The following is a 19,444-nucleotide window of genomic DNA, read 5'->3' on the forward strand; positions in this document are numbered from 1 at the left end:
CTGATGCAACCTTCCGAAAAAGCCCTGGTGCCGTTTGTTTCCGTCGACAACATGATGCGTCTTGTGCATCACGTCGGGCTTGAGAAAATGATCACACAAATCGCTGCCCGGATCGAAGCCGATTTCAAACGCTGGGAAAGCTTCGACAAAACTCCCCGTATTCCGGCCCATTCCCCGCACGGGGTGATCGAACTTATGCCCACCTCAGACGGCGAGGCGTACGGGTTCAAATACGTCAACGGCCACCCCAAGAATACGTCCGAGGGGTTGCAGACCGTGACTGCGTTTGGCCTGTTGGCCGATGTGTACACCGGCTACCCTACCCTGCTGACCGAGATGACCATGCTGACAGCTTTGCGCACAGCGGCAACCTCAGCGCTGGTAGGCAGCTATCTGGCACCAAAATCCTCGTCCGTCATGGCCATGATCGGTAATGGAGCACAGTCGGAATTCCAGTGCCTGGCCTTCAAGGCGATGTGCGGTATCAAAACAGTGCGTCTGTATGACACCGACCCCAATGCCACCAAAAAATGCGCTGCAAACCTACTGGGTTCAGGACTGACCATCGTACAGTGCAAAACACCCGAGGACGCCATTGAGGGCGCCGATATCATCACGACCTGCACAGCAGACAAGAAAAACGCAACGATCCTGACTGACAACATGGTCGGGCCTGGCGTGCATATCAACGCCATTGGTGGCGATTGCCCAGGCAAAACCGAACTACACCGCGACATTCTGCTGCGATCCGACATTTTCGTCGAATACCCCGAACAAACCCGCGTCGAAGGCGAGATTCAAGCGCTGGAAAACGACCACCCGGTCACTGAAATGTGGCAGGTCATGACCGGGCAAGCCAATGGGCGTCGTGACGACCGGCAGATCACTCTATTCGACAGCGTCGGTTTTGCGATCGAAGATTTCTCGGCCTTATGCTACATCAAATCCGCCATTGAAGGCACTGATTTCTATGTGGCTCTGGATATGCTAGCCGATCCAGATGATCCTCGCGATCTGTTCGGAATGCTGATGCGGGCCGGATAGCGGCCGGGAAACGGGGGCGCTGCCCCCGCCGCCCTACGGGCGACTCCCCCGGGATATTTTTTGCCAGATGAAGCAGGGGATCCGATCCTTCATCTGGCTAAAAGTATCCCGGAGCGCGAGGCAGAGCCTCGCATTTTATGACCTGTCAGCCAGCGAGCGACGGCAAGAACAACACAATGCCTGGAAAGGCCACCAAAAGAGCGATTGTGACCCCGTCCGCGATGAAAAACGGAGTGACGCCTTTGAAGACGTCCTGCACGCTCAGGTCCGGGCGCACGCCAGCCACGACAAAGCAATTCAGACCAATGGGAGGCGTGATCAAACAAAACTCGGCCATTTTAACCACCAGAATACCAAACCAGATCGCGCACATTGGGCCGGACATTCCAAAGGCACTGTCGGCCGCGCTGACGGCTTCGCCTCCGTTCAGGGCCATAACGGCCGGGTAAACAACCGGCAGGGTCAGCAACAGCATCCCAATGGCGTCCATGAACATGCCAAGCACAGCATAGGCCAGCAGGATGCAGATCAGGATCAGCATAGGTGACATTTCCAACGAAGTGATCCAGTCGGAAAACGCGCCCGGCAAGTCGGCAAATCCCAGGAATCGGACGTAAATCAACACACCCCAGATGATCGAGAAGATCATGGCGGTCAGCTTGGCTGTTTCCAGCAGGGCTGATTTCAACTCGGTCCAGCGCATGCCGTGAAACAGGGCAAAGCAAAAGACAATAAAGGCACCGATTGCCCCGCCCTCTGTTGGCGTGCCCCAGGCCTTTTCGCCAAACGGATTGTAGACAAAGCAGATTATGATCAGGATCACAGCCACGATTGGGAACGCACCAGGTAAGGACGCGAACCGTTGCTTCCACGTGAACCCTTTGACCGGTGGGCCAACCGATTTGAAAATCACCGCGATGCCCACAATCAAAACGCCATAGACGATTGCTGAAAAAGCGCCGGGGATGAAACCGGCCAGCAAGAGTTTACCGACATCCTGCTCGACAATAATCGCATAGATCACCAGGATCGCCGAAGGTGGGATCAGCGAGGCGAGCGTACCGCCTGCGGCAACGACCCCGGCTGCGAATTGCTTGTTATATCCGACCTTCAGCATCTCGGGGATCGCGATCCGGGCAAACACGGCTGAGGTCGCCACGGACGCGCCTGACACGGCGGCAAACCCGGCCGTTGCAAACACCGTTGAAACAGCAAGCCCCCCCGGCACCCAGGCGACCCAGCGTTTTGCGGCCTCAAACAACGCACGGGTCAAACCTGCGTAATACGCAAGGTAGCCGATTAGAATGAATGTCGGGATCAGGCTGAGCGTATGGGACGCCACTTTTGAATGAGGCACCTGACCCGCCGTTTTGACGGCGACGGTCAGCGCTTTGCCAAATCGGTCGGGATCATAGCCAAACTTGGCCCAGAAAATCCAGACCAGCCCAATCAGCCCCGCAAGACCGGCCGCAAAAGCCACGCGCATTCCGGTGACGACCAAAACAAGCAGAACACCCGTGACCCACAGGCCAATTTCAATCGTGTCCATGCGCTAGTCCTGCCCTTCGAATTGCTCAGCCTCGGCAGCGGCCTGCGCCGCGGTGTCCTGTATCAACGGTACAGCCACCGGGTTCTCCAACCCCAGTACAAACGCGCGGCCATATCCCCAGATCTGCAGTATCAGTCGCGCGCAAAGCACTGAAAACGCCACCGGCGCCAGCAGCTTGGCCGGCCACAGTGGGATGCCTATGTCGATCGAGCTGTCGCGGCTCCACATCGGAGCGCCAAAATCGAAGGATCGGTCGAAATGGGACCAACTGCCCCAGACCAGCGCCAACATCAGTACCAGGATCAAAACCACCGAAATCAGCTCGAACAGCCAAAGCGCGCGGCCTCGCAGGCGTGAAATCACAATATCCATCCGGATATGCCCGCCGTCGCGCTGCACAAAGGATACGCCCAGAAAGGCGATCAATGGCATCGCCTGTTCGATCCAGTCCACATAACCCGGCAGCGGCGCGTTTATCGCGTTGCGCCCGCTGACCGAGACGACGGCAAGCACCATCAGCCCGAAGACGGCAAGCCCGCTGATCAGTGCCAGAAACCGTTCTACCCCCAGCAGAAGATGGTCCAGCCGACTGAGGCGGCTGCCATCCTCCAACACCGTGGCCTGTCCTGCCATTCCGGTGGTCCCCTGTTATTATGATTGGTGTCCGGGTGCCCGGTCAGGCACCCGGATTATGCGATCAGTTGCCGCCACGCTTTTGCTTGAGCGTGACCTGAACCAGATCATAAAGATCCTGCGCAGGAATGCCCTGGGCAGACATGTCCGCAATCCACTTTTCGCGGATCGGGTCAGCCGCCGTCGTGCGGAATTCTTCCAGCACGGCTTCGTCGATCATAACCTTCTCGACGCCTTTTTCCGACAGAACGCCATCCCACTGTTCCAGCAGGCCGCCGTAGTTGGCAAGGTAGTGATCAATTGCCTCGTCAATCGAGCTGTTCAGCGCCTCGCGGTGTTCAGCGGGCAGCGCCTCGTAGGCGTCGATATTCACCACAACCGGGCAGTTCACGGTTCCTGGATTCAGGTTGGCGGTCCACCAGTCGGCCTCGTTGATCGTGCCAAACGACAAATGAGCATGCTGGGCAAAGGCTACCGTATCCACTACGCCGGATTCCATGGCGTTGAAGGCTTCGGTTGCGGGGACCGAGGTTGGAACACCGCCGACAGCTTCAAACGCCTGACCCAAGCCACCTGTCGCGCGCACGCGCATACCGTCAAAGTCTGCCAGTTCATCGCGCGGATCGCCTGTGCCGACCAGATTGTACTGCGGCATGGGTGAGGTCATGATGATGCGTGCATTCCACTGCGCCATTTCATCTTTGACAGCCGGATGATCGTAGACCGCGTGGCTGACGGCAACCTCCTCGTCCAGGTTATTCACACCCAGAAACGGCAGTTCCAGCACCGTGATCGCGCGGTTCTTGTCGCGGTGATATCCGGCACAGAACTGAGCCATCTCAAAGGCACCGATTTCAATACCATCAAGGTTCTCACGCGGCTTGGACAAGCCGCCATAACTGACATTGATCGTGAAATCGCCATTGGTTTTTTCGCTGACCAGCTCAGACAGTTTTTCAACATGTTCGGTAAAGGCACGGCGCTTGCCCCAGACCGAAGCATTCCATTCGGTTGCCGCAGCCTCTGAGACGAACGCAACACCCAAAGCGGCGACGGCAGCACCGCTCAACATCTTTTTCATCGTGATTTCTCCCTATTGAGCGCCCCTATGTCCGAGCGCTTGCCCCAAAGCTAGCGCCAACATTGAAAACTGCCAACCCCGCACGGGTTTCAGCGGGACGCTCTATGATCGCAGTCATACGCTAACAACTAAAAGGAGAGTCTGGTGCGCGTAGGATCTGGCATCTTTTTGCGTAAACCGTGCAAAATCTCCATTACATCTAAACAATTGTTTAAGTTCATTTATTTTTACATTTTTCGATAATGTTTACAAACTTACGTTGCGTAGAAAAATTTCTTTACAAACTAATCCATGAATTTCTGTAATTTATTTCATTGTTTTCAGTTCCCGGTATTATTCGTCTCGGGGAGAAACAAGATCGACGACACCCAACATTTAGGTAAACGTCGGTCCAGTGAAATTCAGTCAAGAGGGAGGAGCCTCAGTATGACAACCGCTGCCCAGCAAGGTGCAAATGTCTATCCACCAAATGCAGAGACTGTTGCGCGTGCTCATGTAGATGCCGACAAATACACCAAAATGTATGAGGCATCGATCAAAGACTCTGACGCCTTCTGGGGCGAACAGGGTAAGCGGATCGACTGGATCAAACCCTATTCGCAAGTCAAAGACGTCAGCTATAATTTTGGGTCGGTCGGGATAAACTGGTACGCCGACGGCACGCTGAATGTTTCGGCCAACTGCCTGGATCGTCACCTGAAAGCGCGCGGCGACCAGACCGCCATTATCTGGGAACCGGACGATCCAAACGATGCGGCCCAGCATATCACCTATGCGGAATTGCACCGTCGTACGTGCCGGATGGCCAACATTTTGGAATCTATGGGCGTACGAAAGGGCGACCGTGTGGTCATCTACCTGCCCATGATCCCCGAGGCCGCTTACGCTATGCTGGCCTGCGCACGCATTGGTGCCATCCACTCAATCGTGTTTGCGGGCTTTTCCCCGGACGCTCTGGCAGCGCGGGTGAATGGGTGTGATGCCAAGGTGGTTATTACTGCCGACGAAGCTCCACGGGGCGGTCGTAAGACCGCGTTAAAGTCAAACGCGGACGCTGCGCTGCTGCACACCAAGGACTCGGTGAAATGTCTGGTGGTCAAACGCACCGGCGGGCAAACAACCTGGGTCTCGGGTCGCGACTATGACTATAACGAAATGGCTTTGGAGGCGGGTGACTACTGCGCGCCGGCCGAGATGAATGCCGAAGACCCTTTGTTCATTCTGTATACGTCGGGTTCGACCGGTCAGCCAAAAGGTGTGGTACATACCACCGGCGGTTATCTGGTGTATGCCGCGATGACCCACGAGATCACATTCGATTACCACGACGGCGATGTGTATTGGTGTACTGCTGATGTCGGCTGGGTCACCGGGCACAGCTATATCGTCTATGGCCCGCTGGCCAATGGCGCGACCACGCTGATGTTCGAAGGGGTTCCAACTTATCCGGATGCATCCCGCTTTTGGCAGGTTTGCGAAAAGCACAAGGTCAACCAGTTCTATACTGCCCCCACCGCCTTGCGCGCCTTGATGGGCCAAGGCAATGAGTGGGTCGAGAAATGCGATCTGAGTGACCTGCGAACACTGGGCACCGTGGGTGAGCCGATCAACCCCGAAGCGTGGAACTGGTACAATGACGTTGTTGGTGGCGGACGCTGCCCGATCGTCGACACCTGGTGGCAGACCGAAACCGGTGGTCATCTGATGACCCCCCTGCCCGGCGCCCACGCGATGAAGCCCGGCTCGGCCATGAAGCCGTTCTTTGGTATCGAACCGGTCGTTCTGGACCCGCAATCCGGCGTCGAGATCAACGGCAACGGCGTCGAAGGCGTGTTGTGCATCAAGGACAGCTGGCCCGGTCAGATGCGCACAGTCTGGGGCGATCATGAGCGGTTCGAGAAAACCTATTTCTCGGATTACAAAGGCTATTACTTCACCGGCGACGGGTGCCGCCGGGACGAGGACGGCGATTACTGGATCACCGGTCGTGTCGACGACGTGATCAACGTCTCAGGTCACCGCATGGGCACCGCCGAGGTGGAAAGTGCGTTGGTCGCACACGCCGCGGTAGCCGAGGCTGCGGTTGTCGGTTACCCCCATGAAATCAAAGGGCAAGGCATCTACTGCTATGTCACTTTGATGAATGACCGCGAACCCAGCGACGATCTGCTCAAGGAACTGCGCGTTTGGGTGCGGACCGAAATTGGTCCGATTGCCTCGCCCGACGTGATCCAGTGGGCCCCCGGCCTGCCCAAGACCCGCTCGGGCAAGATCATGCGCCGTATCCTGCGCAAGATTGCCGAGAATGACTTTGGCAGCCTGGGTGACACGTCGACGCTGGCGGATCCGTCAGTCGTCGAAGACCTGATCGAAAACCGCGCGGGAAAGTGAGGACGTGATGGACGCTTCCATAACCACCACACCTGCTGTTCTGATCCTTCTCGGCCCTCCGGGCGCTGGGAAGGGCACACAGGCGCGCATGCTGGAAGACAAGTTCGGTCTGGTGCAACTGAGCACTGGTGATCTGCTGCGGGCCGCGGTTGCTGCCGGCACCGACGCGGGCAAGGCCGCCAAAGCCGTGATGGCGGCTGGGGAACTGGTCAGCGATGAAATTGTCATCGCCATACTGCGCGATCGCATGGCCGAGCGTGACTGCTCCAAGGGCGTCATCCTGGATGGCTTCCCGCGCACCACTGTGCAGGCGCAAGCGCTCGACGCGTTGCTGGCTGAGAACGGGCAAAGGATCAGCGCTGCGGTCAGCCTCGAAGTTGAAGATGCAGAAATGGTGATCCGCATCTCGGGCCGATACACTTGCGCTGGATGTGGCGAAGGGTTTCACGACCAGTTCAAGAAACCCGCGATCGAAGGCACATGTGACAATTGCGGCAGCACCGAATTCAATCGCCGTGCCGATGACAATGCAGAAACCGTGGCGTCCCGGCTGATCGCGTATCACGCGCAAACCGCACCGCTGATTACCTATTACGATGCGCAGAATGTGCTGAAACGCACCGACGCCATGGGCAAGATCGAAGACATCGCCATCGATCTGGAGGGGATCGTCGGCGGCGCACTGAATTAAGGGGAGGAGAAAAGCCACAGGGCTTTGATCCTTAATAGGAATACTTCGTTGGACCCGCCTTGGCGGACCAGAGGAGTCTTGCCTGATGCCGACAATGGCGTCTGGCTAAATCGGGAAGCGGTCCGCGACACTGGAGGAGTCGGGCGCGGGCCGCCCAAGAGGGAAGCAAGGAGGAACCCGCAATGGCGGATCAATCTACCAACTCTGCGCAGACTGCCGAGTCCGACAAGGGCTATTGGCAGGCCAACCTGCGCTTAATCTACATCAGCCTCGTTATCTGGGCGCTGGTGTCGTTTGGATTCGGCATTCTGCTGCGTCCGTTACTGTCGGGGATCGCCGTCGGTGGCACCGATCTGGGCTTTTGGTTTGCACAACAGGGATCAATCCTGGTCTTTCTGGTGCTGATCTTCAACTACGCCTGGCGCATGAACAAGCTCGACGCCGAATACGGCGTGGAAGAAGAATAAGGGAGCGCTGGGACAATGGATCAGTTTACCATCAACCTGCTGTTTGTCGGCGCGTCTTTTGCGCTATACATCGGCATCGCGATTTGGGCCCGTGCGGGTTCCACATCTGAATTCTACGCCGCGGGTCGCGGCATTCACCCGGTCACCAACGGTATGGCGACAGCGGCTGACTGGATGTCAGCGGCCTCGTTCATCTCGATGGCGGGCCTGATCGCCTTTACCGGCTATGACAACTCGACCTTCCTGATGGGGTGGACTGGTGGCTACGTGCTGCTGGCGCTGCTGCTTGCGCCCTACCTGCGCAAGTTCGGCAAATACACCGTGTCGGAATTCATCGGCGACCGCTTTTACAGCCAAACCGCACGCATCGTTGCAGTGATCTGTCTGATTGTGGCCTCGGTAACTTACGTGATCGGTCAGATGACCGGTGTGGGCGTGGCCTTTGGCCGCTTCCTTGAGGTTAGCAACACATCTGGCCTGTTGATTGGCGCCGGCGTCGTGTTTGCCTACGCGGTGTTTGGTGGGATGAAAGGCGTGACCTATACGCAGGTCGCTCAGTACTGTGTGCTGATCACCGCCTATACTATCCCAGCGATCTTCATCTCGTTGCAGCTGACCGGTACGCCGGTTCCGGCGCTGGGTCTGTTTGGCGACACCGCAAGTGGTGAACCGCTGCTGACCAAGCTGGATGCGATCGTGACCGAGCTGGGCTTTAACGAATACACCGCCCACCACTCGGACACGCTGAACATGGTGCTGTTCACGCTGTCGCTGATGATCGGTACGGCCGGTCTGCCGCACGTCATCATGCGTTTCTTCACCGTGCCGAAAGTGGCTGATGCCCGCTGGTCTGCCGGTTGGGCGCTGGTGTTCATCGCACTGCTGTACCTGACCGCCCCTGCGGTTGGCGCAATGGCTCGTCTGAACATCAGTGATATGATGTGGCCCAATGGCGGCATCGAAGGTGGCGCGGTTTCGGTCGAAGATATCGACAACGATCCGCGTTATGATTGGATGGCCACGTGGCAGAAAACAGGTCTGCTGGATTGGGAAGACAAGAACGGCGACGGCAAAATCCAGTACTATAACGACAAGTCCGATGCCATGAACGTTATCGCCGAGGAAAAAGGCTGGGTTGGTAACGAGTTGACCAAGTTCAACCGTGACATCCTGGTTCTGGCCAACCCCGAGATTGCCAACCTGCCGGGTTGGGTGATCGGTCTGGTCGCTGCCGGTGGTCTTGCGGCCGCTCTGTCGACCGCTGCGGGCCTTCTGTTGGCGATTTCGTCAGCTGTGTCCCACGACCTTGTCAAAGGTGCGATCAATCCGTCGATCTCTGAAAAGGGTGAATTGCTGGCGGCGCGGATCGCAATGGCCGTGGCCATCGTTGTGGCAACCTACCTGGGTCTGAACCCACCGGGCTTTGCGGCGCAAACCGTGGCTCTGGCGTTTGGTCTGGCGGCTGCCTCGATCTTCCCGGCGCTGATGATGGGGATCTTCTCGACCCGCATCAACAACACCGGCGCGGTTGCTGGCATGCTGGCAGGTCTGACCGTCACTTTGGTCTACATCTTCCTGCATAAGGGCTGGCTGTTCATTCCGGGCACCAACTCGTTCACCGATGCTGATCCGCTTTTGGGTCCGATCAAGTCGACTTCGTTCGGCGCCATCGGTGCGATGATCAACTTTGGTACCGCCTACATCGTTGCAGGCATGACCAAAGAGACTCCGCCGGAGATCGTTGAATTGGTCGAAAGCGTGCGTATTCCCCGTGGCGCGGGCGCAGCTCAGAACAAATGAGCCTGATGCGGACCCTGGACACAGTCCAAGGACCGCGTCTTTCGACTGACTACTCCCGCCCGGCACTCCACCGGGCGGGATTCTTAACCAGAAACCCAGGACTGTCACATGCCCCTGTCCCATGATGAGATCACCCGGTTTCTAAAATCCGTACACCCCTATGACGCCCTGCCCCAGGATGTGCTGGATAGCACAGCCCGCCAGATCCAAGTGTTGGAGGTCGAACAAGACGCCTCGCTATACGAATTGGGCAATGCTCTGCCCGGCGTCTTCATCATTTACGAAGGACAGGTTGAAATCACTGACGAGAACGGCGCAGTCGTGTCTCATCTCGGGCTGCGCAATTCCTTTGGCGAGCGCGGCCTTTTCAAAGATGGCCGCGCGGTCACCAACGCCTCGGCGCAGGAGCATTCGGTTCTGATGCTGCTTGCACCCGACCTGGTGCGTGACCTGGCCAGCGAGCACGAAGTTGTCTCGAGCTTTTTTGATCGCACACGCGGTGTCCGGACCGACCCCCAAAGCTTGGCGACCAGTTCCATTGACATCCTCATGGCCAAGGATCCCGCCACATGCACGCCTGGCACACCAGTCCAACAGGCAGCGCAAATGATGCGGGATCGCCATATCTCATCGCTATGCGTGACCTCAGATGACGCACTTGTGGGCATCGTGACCCTGCGGGACATTTCCGGGAAATACGTAGCGGATTGTATGCCCGAGACCACGCTGATCGCCGAGATCATGACCCCTGACCCCATCACCCTGTCGCCGACCGACATTGGATCTGACGTACTGCATGTGATGATGGAGCGTGGCATCGGTCATGTCCCCATCTGTGAGGGCAGCAAGCTGGTTGGCGTCGTGACACAGACCGACCTGACCCATTATCAGGCCATCAATTCCGCCGAACTTGTCCGCCGCATTGCCCGCGCCCAATCAGCCCAGGAGATGGCGCACGTGACGGCGGAAATTCCGCAGCTTCTGGTACAGCTTGTGGCCAGTGGGAACCGACATGAGATCGTCACCCGGCTGATCACCGATATCGCCGATACCGCCACACGGCGTCTGCTTGCACTGGCCGAAGAGAAACTTGGCCCCCCGCCCGTGCCGTATCTATGGTTGGCCTGTGGATCGCAGGGCCGGCAAGAACAAACCGGTGTATCGGATCAAGACAATTGCCTGATGCTGGACGACAGCGTGTCCAAGGACGACATGCCCTACTTTGGCGCGTTGGCGAAATTCGTCTGCGATGGGCTGGATACCTGCGGATACTTTTACTGCCCCGGTGACATGATGGCGACTAACCCGCGTTGGTGCCAGCCAGTACGCATCTGGCACACCTATTTCAAAGGTTGGATCGCCAAACCCAATCCAGAGGCGCAGATGCTGGCCTCGGTCATGTTTGATCTGCGCCCGATTGGCGGCACATTCGAGCTGTTCACGAACCTTCAGACCGACACGCTGGCCGCCGCCAATGCGAACTCGATCTTTGTGGCGCACATGATTTCGAACTCGCTGAAACACACACCCCCGCTGGGCTTGTTGCGTGGCTTTGCGACGATCCGGTCGGGCGAGCACAGAAACACACTGGACCTCAAGCATAACGGCGTCGTGCCTGTCGTTGATCTGGCCCGCGTCTACAGCCTGCAGGGCCAATTGCCCGAGGCCAACTCGCGCGCGCGCCTGAAGGCCGCCGAGGCTGCAGGTGTACTCAGTCCCTCAGGGGCGCGAGATTTGCTTGATGCGTATGACCTGATCGCCGAAAATCGGCTGGAACATCAGGTCAGGCTGGTCAAGTCCGGTAAGAAACCCGACAACTATCTGCCGCCATCGTGCTTGTCAGACTTTGAGCGAAGTCATCTTCGCAACGCCTTTGTTGTCGTAAAGACGATGCAATCGGCTGTTGGTCATGGCAAGGGTATGCTCGGCTAATACTGAAAACACACGGAACGGGACCAAGCGCCCGAAATTCGGAGAGACACAATGTTTCTGGAACTCATCGGTACCGTCTTTGCAGGCATCGCTTTTGCAGGCGTAGTCATGGTTGTAAACAAGCTGACAGGCGGACGCCTGCCGCGTTGGGCCGCCCCGGTCGCGGCAGGTTTGGGTATGATCGCCATGACCATCAATAGCGAGTACTCCTGGTACGATCGAACCCGCGGCACCCTGCCCGACGGCCTGACAGTCATACAAGAGGTTGAAAGCCGTGCCTTCTATCGCCCATGGACCTACGCCGTGCCGTATGTAGATCGTTTCGCCGCCATCGACACCGTCTCAGTGCGCACCAATACACAGGTTCCCGAACAGCGTCTGGTGGATCTGTATTTCTTCGGCCGCTGGGCCCCGGTGTCTAAAATGCCGGTGGCCGTGAACTGTGTCGATAACAGCCGCGCCAATTTGGCGGACGGGGCCGAGTTTGGCGATGACGGCCATCTGTTAAACGCCGACTGGATCAAAGCCAACGCCGATGATCCGGTTATCGAGGCGACCTGCGGGGTGTGACATGCTGAGCCGTTTAAGCCTGCGCCTGCGGATTTTTCTGTTTTTCTGCCTGCTGGCTGCAGGCGCTCTGGCCGTCAGTTCAATCGCGCTTTGGATCAGTTATCAGCGTGCCGCCGATCCTGATTTGGCCAGCGCGTTCGTCTTTGCCGAAATCCTTATGGGATTTGGGTTTGTCGCCCTGATCGCCGCTGTTTGGCTTCTGTTTGATGATAATGTCGCCAAACCGATTGAACGCCTCTCTGCGCAGTTGCGGGCCCGCGCGCATGCAGGTGTCAGCACAGATGTCGATATGCAAGCCGCACGTTATCTGGGCGACCTTGCGCCCGCAGCGGCGGGGCTGGCAGATCAACTGTCCGGCAAAACCATGGATGTGGCCGAAGCCGTTGCCGTCGAAACCGCCCATCTGGCGGCCGAAAAACAGAGGCTGACCGCCCTTCTGACCGAAATTCCCGTGGCAATGGTTCTGGCCAGTCCAACCCATAAAATCGTTCTGTATGACGGACAGGCCGCCGGAGTACTGGCACAGATCGCCCATCCCCGCCTCAACGCCTCGCTGTTTGAATACCTCCAGCCAGCGCCGTTGGAACAGGCTTTTAAGAAACTGACCAAAACCGGTCTCGAAGTGACCTGCACATTGATCAGCATCGACGGGGCCCAGACCTATAGCGCCCGCATGAAACCGCTGGGTGACGCGCCGGGGTATCTGCTTCTGTTCGATGAAAGCTCGGCCAATATCGCGCCCGACGCGGCGCGTCCTCTGGTCTATGATTTCGACCTGTTGCACAGCGATGCTGAGGACAGGTTTGACACCCTTGCCCTGTCCGATCTGTGTTTTGTTGTGTTTGATACGGAAACCACAGGGCTGTTGCCGCATAAGGACGAGATCGTGCAGATCGGTGCGGTGCGGGTAGTGAACGGTCGTATCGTCGAAGGTGAACAGCTGGACATGTTGGTTGATCCCGGAATGCCGATTCCGGCAGCCTCGACCAAGGTACACAAGGTCAACGACCGGATGGTCGAAGGGGCGCCGGACATTGGCGAGGCCGGGCGCGTCTTTCACCAATTCGCGCGCAACGCGGTGATCGTGGCGCATAATGCCCCCTTCGACATGGCCTTTTTGCGGCGCCATGCGAAGCGTATGAATGTGGACTGGGATCACCCTATTCTTGACACTGTTCTTTTGTCCGCCGTTCTGTTTGGAGCAAGCGACCAGCACACGTTGGATGCTTTGTGCGACAGGTTGCAGATTACCATCCCAGAGAACCTGCGCCACACCGCCCTTGGCGATGCAGTGGCCACAGCCCAGGCGTTGGTTAAAATGCTGCCGATGCTTCAGGCACGTGGGATGACCACATTTGGCGAGGTCATCGAAGCCACCCGCAAGCATGGCCGTCTATTGGAAGATCTGAACTGAGCCTCGATTTGTTCGGGCCGGATTCAGCTTTTCATGGACAATTCCAACAGGCCGTGGCACCTGATGCGCGACCACTAAATGAGCGCGCGATGACCGAAAAGACCTTTACCCCCACCCCCAATCAAAGCATCGCCTTCCGCGAAGCGCTGGGGTGTTTCGGAACCGGTGTTACGGTTATCACCACCAACACCGCGCAGGGGCCGCGGGCCATCACTGTCAACTCGTTTTCGTCTGTTTCGCTGGATCCACCGCTGGTACTGTGGTGTCTGGCCAACGACTCCAACAGGTTCGACGCTTTTCACGCCTGCACACACTACGCAATCCATGTAATGGCGCAGGAACAACAGGACCAAGCGCTGCGGTTTGCGCGCGACGGGTTGGATTTTTCGCATGCGGAATGGCTGAGTGATCCCGATGGTCGCCCGCACCTTGCCGATTGCCTAGCCCGGTTTGACTGCCATTTGCATTCCAGACACGAAGCCGGAGATCACTTGATTCTGGTCGGTGAGGTGAAAAAGGTGATGTACCGAACCGGCAAGGGTCTGATTTTCAAACGCGGTCAGTTCGGTGGGTTCGCGGACTTTCTGTAACGTTTATTCGTCAAGCGTCCCGTGAACGGCCAGAGCATCTAGCTGCGTTTCCTGCGGTGTGATGATCCGGTACGCCTCGTGCACGCCGGTTTCGGATAACTCTCGGGCAACCGTCAAAAGAGTGTTTGGGGCATGTTCATCGCACAGCTCGCTCATATGCTCGATTTCGGCGCGCGCTACACCCAACGCCGCCTGAACTGAGGGCGCGCCGTAGAGTTGCACAAAGTGCTGGGCCAGGCTTTGCGCGATTGACTCAACCTCAGCCTCTTCGATCTGGGTAACAGCCACAAAGGTCACCCGGCCAAAGGTTTCCACCCCCAGCCAGCCATTGGCAAATGCCTGACGCGCTCTGCCTTCCAGATCGCCCTGCCCCCAGTTCGAGAACTCGAACCCCCCTGAAATGCACCATTCACCGGTACGCGCAGGGGAATGAAACACGTTCATATCGCTTTCGTCGAAGTGAATTGCGCGGGCCAGTTTCATCATCAGTTCTCCAACACGTCGGTTAACGGGCGCAGTCGTGTGTCAGCGCCGTCACGGATCAGCATCCCGAACCGCTCATCCGTTCCGACAAACACACCCGTGTCTTCAATGGGTTCGCCAACACCTTGTAGCAGCCCCATCCATTCCGCGTGCAGCGGCGCATTGCCATCCTCTTGCCAACGGTTCAGCCATGTCAGCATATGACGCGACCAGCTTTCTATCAGCTGCACCGGCGACACTTCGGCACAGCCTTCGTCATACAGCGCAGTGACATCAGGGGTTTCCCCTGGTGCGTCACCGGTTTGCAGTAGTGCAAGTTCCCAGCCAATCACCAACCAATCCGGTTCCTGTTCAGGGTCTCCGGTCGAAGCCGCCGCATGAAACAAACCGCATTTAGCACCGTTCACACAGATCAGCCCGTCCCAGCCCAGATGCACCGCAACCTCGGGTGGCGCCAGCGCGCCCAAGGCATTCTGGAACCCCACCGAACATAGCGGCAGCATGGCCATTGCGTCCTGCAGGGATAACTCGGGCGCAAAAACGATGGCAACACGCAGGCGGTCGGCCTGAATGTTGTAAACCACCGTACCGGCATCGCAGCCCAGCGCCGCCATTGCCTGCGCACGTTCAAACGGGTCCTCTGTGCCCTGAACCGGATGGCCTGTCAGCAAGGGCGGAAAAACCGGTAGGCTCATGCGTTGCCTTTGGCGATCATGTCCCGTGCGATCTTGCGGAAAGCCTCGGCCTGTGGGCTTTCGGGTTTACTGACCACGATCGGAGCACCACCATCCGCCGCCACACGGATGTCCAGATGCAGAGGGATTTCACCCATCAACGGCACGCCCAGTTCCTTGGCTTCCGTGGCGACACCACCGTGACCGAACACATGTTCTTCGTGACCGCAATTCGAACAGATATGCGTCGACATATTCTCGATCATGCCCAGGATCGGCGTCTTGAGCTGGTTGAACATGTCGATCCCTTTGCGGGCATCAATCAGGGCAACGTCCTGCGGGGTCGACACAACGATAGCTCCGTCCACCTGGAACTTTTGGCTCAGCGTCAGTTGCACGTCGCCTGTGCCCGGCGGAAGGTCAACAATCAGCACGTCCAATGCGCCCCACTGCACCTGGCCCATCATCTGTTGCAACGCGCCCATCAACATGGGACCCCGCCAAACAACCGCCTGCCCTTCGTTGGTCATCAGACCCATAGACATCATGGTCACGCCATGATTGCGCAACGGCAGGATCGTCTTGCCATCCGGGCTGGCCGGACGGCCCGAGACACCCAGCATCCGCGGCTGAGACGGACCATAAACATCCGCATCCAGCAGACCCACGCGGCGCCCTTCGGCCGCCAACGCACAAGCCAGGTTGGCCGAGACCGTAGATTTCCCCACGCCGCCCTTGCCCGACGCAACGGCAATGATCCGGTCCACACCCGCTACCGCCTGCGGTCCAGTTTGCGAGGGCTTGGGTTTGGGTTTCAGGTCCGGCGGGGCCTTTTCGGAATGCGCCGTCATCATAGCCGACACGCTGGCAACGCCGTCCACCATTTGGGCGGCCTGTTCGGCGGCAGCGCGCACCGGCTCCATCCGTTCTGCCTGTTTTGGGTCGATCTCAAGCACAAAGCGCACGGTGTCACCTTCGACATTAAGCGCGCGGATCACGCCGGCGCTTACAATGTCCTGACCGGACACAGGGTCGGTGATCTTTTTCAGGTTCGCCAGAACCGCATCACGAACACTCATGCGGTTTTCCCTTTGATGGGCCCGTTTTTCAGAACCGCGCGTATCAACAGGCTTTGGTCGCCGCTCATTGCATGTGTCTCCGTCTTATTCTGTTTATTTGACGCATTTGGGGCCAGGCCGTTAGGTTAAGCCATGCGCGTTGTCCTTTTGTGCCTGAGCCTGACGCTCTCCGCCACCCCCTCTTGGTCGCAAGAGGCACTGGGCCTTGTCGCCCCGGCCGAAGTTTCAGACTCTGGTCTGTTGCAACATATCCTTCCGCGCTTCTCTCTCAAGACCGGGATACGCGTTATTGCCGATGATAGCGGCGTTTTGGTGCTGGAAACCGCGCCGCCAGGGGATCCGGTCTTTGCCCGCGATGGTGTCGTTTACCATCTGCGGATCGAAGCGGACGCCAGACACGAACGGTTCCGAGACTGGTTGCTGTCGGATATCGGCAAGCGCACAGTCGAAAGCTTTATCCCCGATCAAGGCGTACCGTTCTCTGCCCGTTTCGAGGTTGCCGCAAGACAAGAGGAAACAAAGGTCGATGGCAATGCAGTGTTGGGTGAGGAACTTTCGATGACCCATTGCGGCAGGTGCCACGTGATCGGACCCAAGAACCGAATGAACGGGTTGGGATCGACGCCTTCTTTTGCAGTGCTGCGCGGGATGCCGGACTGGTCCGAAAGGTTCGAGGCGTTCTTTGCGCTGAACCCGCATCCTGCGTTCACACAGATCGAAGGTCTAACGCCTCCATTTGACCCGCAGCGCCCCTCGCCCATTCACCCGGTCGAGATAACGTTGGATGAGTTGGAAGCAATTCTAGCCTTCGTTTCGGTCCTCACCGCCGCTGATCTGGGCCAGCCGCTGCAGCTTCAATGATCCTTTCTTTTTGAAAAATAGTCCTCGGTCGTAACAACCTTAGGTTTCGGATTCGACTGAAACGGATTGTCCTCTTGCTGAAACTGCGCGTTCACACGGCAATTGTCGCACATCTGGATCATTCGGGCCTTGTCAGAAGTCGCGAACATCGGGTGCGTGCCCGCTAGTTTCTCCATGATCCGTTCGACCGTTGATTTCACACCGAACAGCGCACCGCATTCCACGCAGGCAAACGGCTCTTCCTCGTTCAGTACCTGTTGGGACAGGGCCGTGTCGCTCAGATCGAACTGCGGCACCAGAGTGATGGCATCCTCGGGGCAAATGCCCTTGCACAATCCGCACTGCAAACAGGCGTCTTGCTGGAAGTTCAGCTGCGGCTTGTCCGGGTTATCAACCAAAGCCCCCGACGGGCAAAGCGACACACAGCTCAGGCACAAGGTGCATGCGTCGGTATCAACGGCAACAGCCCCGTAGGGTGCGTTTTCCGGCAGGGTCAAAGGTGCCTCGACTTTTGGGTTCAAGGCCTGCGCTGACAGTCGTGCGATCTGTCTGCGGTTGCCCAAGGGCAGAACCGGATCGGCCAAGGGGGCGGGCACGTGTTGGGCGTAAAGCATCCCCGTCATCGCATCGGGATCGCCCACATCAATCAGCCCGACATTGTCCAACCCTGAAATCGACAAGGCCAAAGTGAGTTCCCGGTTCAGCGCATCGCGCTCGGTTGTGGGGGCCAGCAAGACATCCACGCGGGCAAACCCGTGCGCCAAAGCGGCCAGCATTTCAGCGTGACCAAAGCCTGAGATCACGTTCAACTCAAGTGGCACAACGTCAGCGGGCAGGCCTCGCCCAAACCGGGCGGCCAGCCGGATCATCTCGGCCCCATGGGTATCATGGACCAGCAAACGAGGGGCCGTGCCCCCTGCGCGCCGAAACGTGCGGGCCAGGATATGCATCCGCGACAACACAGCCGCAACCGGCGGATCCTCATAGGTGATGGCGGTCGAAGGGCACAGGGCGGCACATGCGCCGCACCCTGCACAGATCATCGGATCGATGGCCACGTGTTCACCCGCCGGAGTGATTGCACCGGTCGGGCAGATATCCAGACAATTGGTACAGGCGACCTGCTCGGCCCGGGAGTGGGCACACAGGGTTGCCTCTAGCCGAACATATAGCGGTTTTTCGAACGTGCCGACCAGCTGGCCCGCCTCGAACGCCAGCCGCGCGACGGCAACGGCATCTTTAGGATCGGCCCGCAGGTAACCTTCGCGCTTGGCCGGGGCCTGAACAAACGGCGTCCCTCCGGTCAGGTCGAGGATAATATCGCAAGACGATTGCGCCCCATCCCGCGGGACGGACCACCCAAAGGCGCCCCGGCCACCCGGTTCAAGTTGCTGCAATGCATCCAGGTGCAGGGAAAACCCACCCAGCGCACCGTTGAGCGACCGCACCCTTCCACGCACTACATCAAAGGCACGCGAAACCGTCTCAGCCATGTCTGTAACCAGAACCGTCACAGCCAAAACAGGGGCCAACTGCGCTGCCAGGTCAAAACACACATCGCCAGAGCCGATGATAAAACAGGTACCCTCACTGATAATGTCGACGCTGGGCGTGACGGGCTGAGGCAACACCGCTTCGGCTGCAAGCGCGGCGATCTTAGGCGTCGCGTCGTTGCCCTGCTCCGACCACCCGGCCCGATCGCGCAGATCAACAAATCCCGGCGCTTCGATATTCAACTCATCAGCCAGTGCCCGAAATACGTCTTGTTCCTGACCACAGGCGATCACGGTGTCACCATCCTGCATCAGAGATGCGGCTTTCTCTAGCTCTGTGGTGCAAAGCGCCGTGTGAACCTTGGAACATCCGACCCCGCAGGCGGATGCGATTTGGTCTGCGTCCAGGTTTTGTGTCCCAGCGCAGTCGCATAATATGATTTTTGTGCCCATGGCCTCCCCTCAGGCGTCTCCCCCGTCAAGTCATCAGATTAGGGTGTCTGCAGAAAGTGGCAATCCCTGCGCTGTCCCGCCCTCGTAAAACCGGCCTACAAAAGGCCTTTGGCGAGGGGTCAGCAAATAAAGAAACGGTGAACACTGGCTATGCGATCAAAGGAGGGGCTTGGCACAGGGCCGGATTGTGTACCATAGTGGACCCCGTGGAAGGCAGGGGAGAGCCTTCCGGGGAGGAA

17 protein-coding genes are annotated in these 19,444 nt (G+C 58.1%); 10 read left to right on the forward strand and 7 right to left on the reverse strand.

Annotation, left to right across the window (positions count from 1 at the left end; genetic code table 11):
- Window positions 1-1,044 carry an ornithine cyclodeaminase gene (gene ocd, locus RUM8411_RS05440; RefSeq protein ID WP_085821674.1) on the forward strand — a complete coding sequence of 348 codons (1,044 nt, stop codon included), beginning with the start codon at window positions 1-3 and terminating at the stop codon, window positions 1,042-1,044.
- 145 nt (window positions 1,045-1,189) lie between these two features.
- Here ocd and RUM8411_RS05445 read toward each other — a convergent pair whose 3' ends face one another.
- The 3 genes from RUM8411_RS05445 to dctP form a co-directional block, all read right to left on the reverse strand.
- Window positions 1,190-2,593 (reverse strand): TRAP transporter large permease, encoded by a 1,404-nt coding sequence (locus tag RUM8411_RS05445; RefSeq protein ID WP_085821675.1) that lies wholly within the window; start codon window positions 2,591-2,593, stop codon window positions 1,190-1,192.
- A gap of 3 nt (window positions 2,594-2,596) precedes the next feature.
- Complete coding sequence (locus tag RUM8411_RS05450; protein ID WP_085821677.1) at window positions 2,597-3,226, reverse strand: TRAP transporter small permease subunit; 630 nt, start codon at window positions 3,224-3,226, stop codon at window positions 2,597-2,599.
- 64 nt (window positions 3,227-3,290) lie between these two features.
- A complete protein-coding gene (gene dctP / locus RUM8411_RS05455) occupies window positions 3,291-4,307 on the reverse strand; it encodes a TRAP transporter substrate-binding protein DctP (RefSeq protein WP_085821679.1) in 1,017 nt (338 codons plus the stop codon).
- 426 nt (window positions 4,308-4,733) lie between these two features.
- Here dctP and acs point away from each other — a divergent pair, with 426 nt between their 5' ends.
- From acs to RUM8411_RS05495, 8 genes are all read left to right on the forward strand, one after another.
- Window positions 4,734-6,698, forward strand: coding sequence for an acetate--CoA ligase (acs, locus tag RUM8411_RS05460; RefSeq protein ID WP_085821680.1), 1,965 nt, complete (start codon window positions 4,734-4,736; stop codon window positions 6,696-6,698).
- A gap of 7 nt (window positions 6,699-6,705) precedes the next feature.
- Window positions 6,706-7,389, forward strand: a complete 684-nt coding sequence (locus RUM8411_RS05465) for an adenylate kinase (protein ID WP_085821682.1) — start codon at window positions 6,706-6,708, stop codon at window positions 7,387-7,389.
- Window positions 7,390-7,571: 182 nt separating this feature from the next.
- Entirely contained in the window at window positions 7,572-7,856 is a 285-nt protein-coding gene (locus tag RUM8411_RS05470; protein WP_085821683.1) for a DUF4212 domain-containing protein, read from the forward strand.
- Between the two features lie 15 nt (window positions 7,857-7,871).
- Window positions 7,872-9,656, forward strand: coding sequence for a sodium:solute symporter family protein (locus RUM8411_RS05475; RefSeq protein ID WP_085821685.1), 1,785 nt, complete (start codon window positions 7,872-7,874; stop codon window positions 9,654-9,656).
- Between the two features lie 108 nt (window positions 9,657-9,764).
- A complete protein-coding gene (locus tag RUM8411_RS05480; RefSeq protein WP_085821686.1) occupies window positions 9,765-11,588 on the forward strand; it encodes a DUF294 nucleotidyltransferase-like domain-containing protein in 1,824 nt (607 codons plus the stop codon).
- A 51-nt stretch (window positions 11,589-11,639) separates the two neighbouring features.
- Entirely contained in the window at window positions 11,640-12,158 is a 519-nt protein-coding gene (locus RUM8411_RS05485; protein WP_085821687.1) for a hypothetical protein, read from the forward strand.
- A gap of 1 nt (window position 12,159) precedes the next feature.
- Entirely contained in the window at window positions 12,160-13,572 is a 1,413-nt protein-coding gene (locus RUM8411_RS05490) for a 3'-5' exonuclease (RefSeq protein WP_085821689.1), read from the forward strand.
- An 89-nt stretch (window positions 13,573-13,661) separates the two neighbouring features.
- Window positions 13,662-14,162 carry a flavin reductase family protein gene (locus RUM8411_RS05495; protein WP_085821690.1) on the forward strand — a complete coding sequence of 167 codons (501 nt, stop codon included), beginning with the start codon at window positions 13,662-13,664 and terminating at the stop codon, window positions 14,160-14,162.
- 3 nt (window positions 14,163-14,165) lie between these two features.
- Here the strand turns inward: RUM8411_RS05495 and RUM8411_RS05500 are convergent, their stop codons facing one another.
- Genes RUM8411_RS05500 through RUM8411_RS05510 form a run of 3 tightly spaced genes read right to left on the reverse strand, consistent with a single transcriptional unit; the run spans window position 14,166 to window position 16,398 of the window.
- Window positions 14,166-14,645, reverse strand: a complete 480-nt coding sequence (locus RUM8411_RS05500) for a DUF6505 family protein (protein ID WP_085822001.1) — start codon at window positions 14,643-14,645, stop codon at window positions 14,166-14,168.
- A 2-nt stretch (window positions 14,646-14,647) separates the two neighbouring features.
- A complete protein-coding gene (locus RUM8411_RS05505; RefSeq protein WP_085821691.1) occupies window positions 14,648-15,340 on the reverse strand; it encodes a biotin/lipoate--protein ligase family protein in 693 nt (230 codons plus the stop codon).
- Window positions 15,337-16,398, reverse strand: a complete 1,062-nt coding sequence (locus tag RUM8411_RS05510; protein ID WP_085821692.1) for an Mrp/NBP35 family ATP-binding protein — start codon at window positions 16,396-16,398, stop codon at window positions 15,337-15,339. The genes RUM8411_RS05505 and RUM8411_RS05510 overlap by 4 nt, the downstream gene beginning before the upstream one ends.
- A 132-nt stretch (window positions 16,399-16,530) precedes the next feature.
- On the opposite strand from RUM8411_RS05510, the gene RUM8411_RS05515 reads away from it, so the two are divergent.
- The gene (locus RUM8411_RS05515) at window positions 16,531-17,259 is read left to right on the forward strand and encodes a c-type cytochrome (protein ID WP_085821694.1); all 729 of its coding nucleotides are present in this window, start codon (window positions 16,531-16,533) and stop codon (window positions 17,257-17,259) included.
- On the opposite strand, the gene RUM8411_RS05520 is transcribed toward RUM8411_RS05515, so the two are convergent.
- A complete protein-coding gene (locus RUM8411_RS05520) occupies window positions 17,253-19,205 on the reverse strand; it encodes a 4Fe-4S binding protein (RefSeq protein ID WP_085821695.1) in 1,953 nt (650 codons plus the stop codon). The genes RUM8411_RS05515 and RUM8411_RS05520 overlap by 7 nt on opposite strands.
- Window positions 19,206-19,444: the final 239 nt, after the last annotated feature.

The sequence above is a fragment of the Ruegeria meonggei genome (assembly GCF_900172215.1).
Taxonomy (GTDB): domain Bacteria; phylum Pseudomonadota; class Alphaproteobacteria; order Rhodobacterales; family Rhodobacteraceae; genus Ruegeria; species Ruegeria meonggei.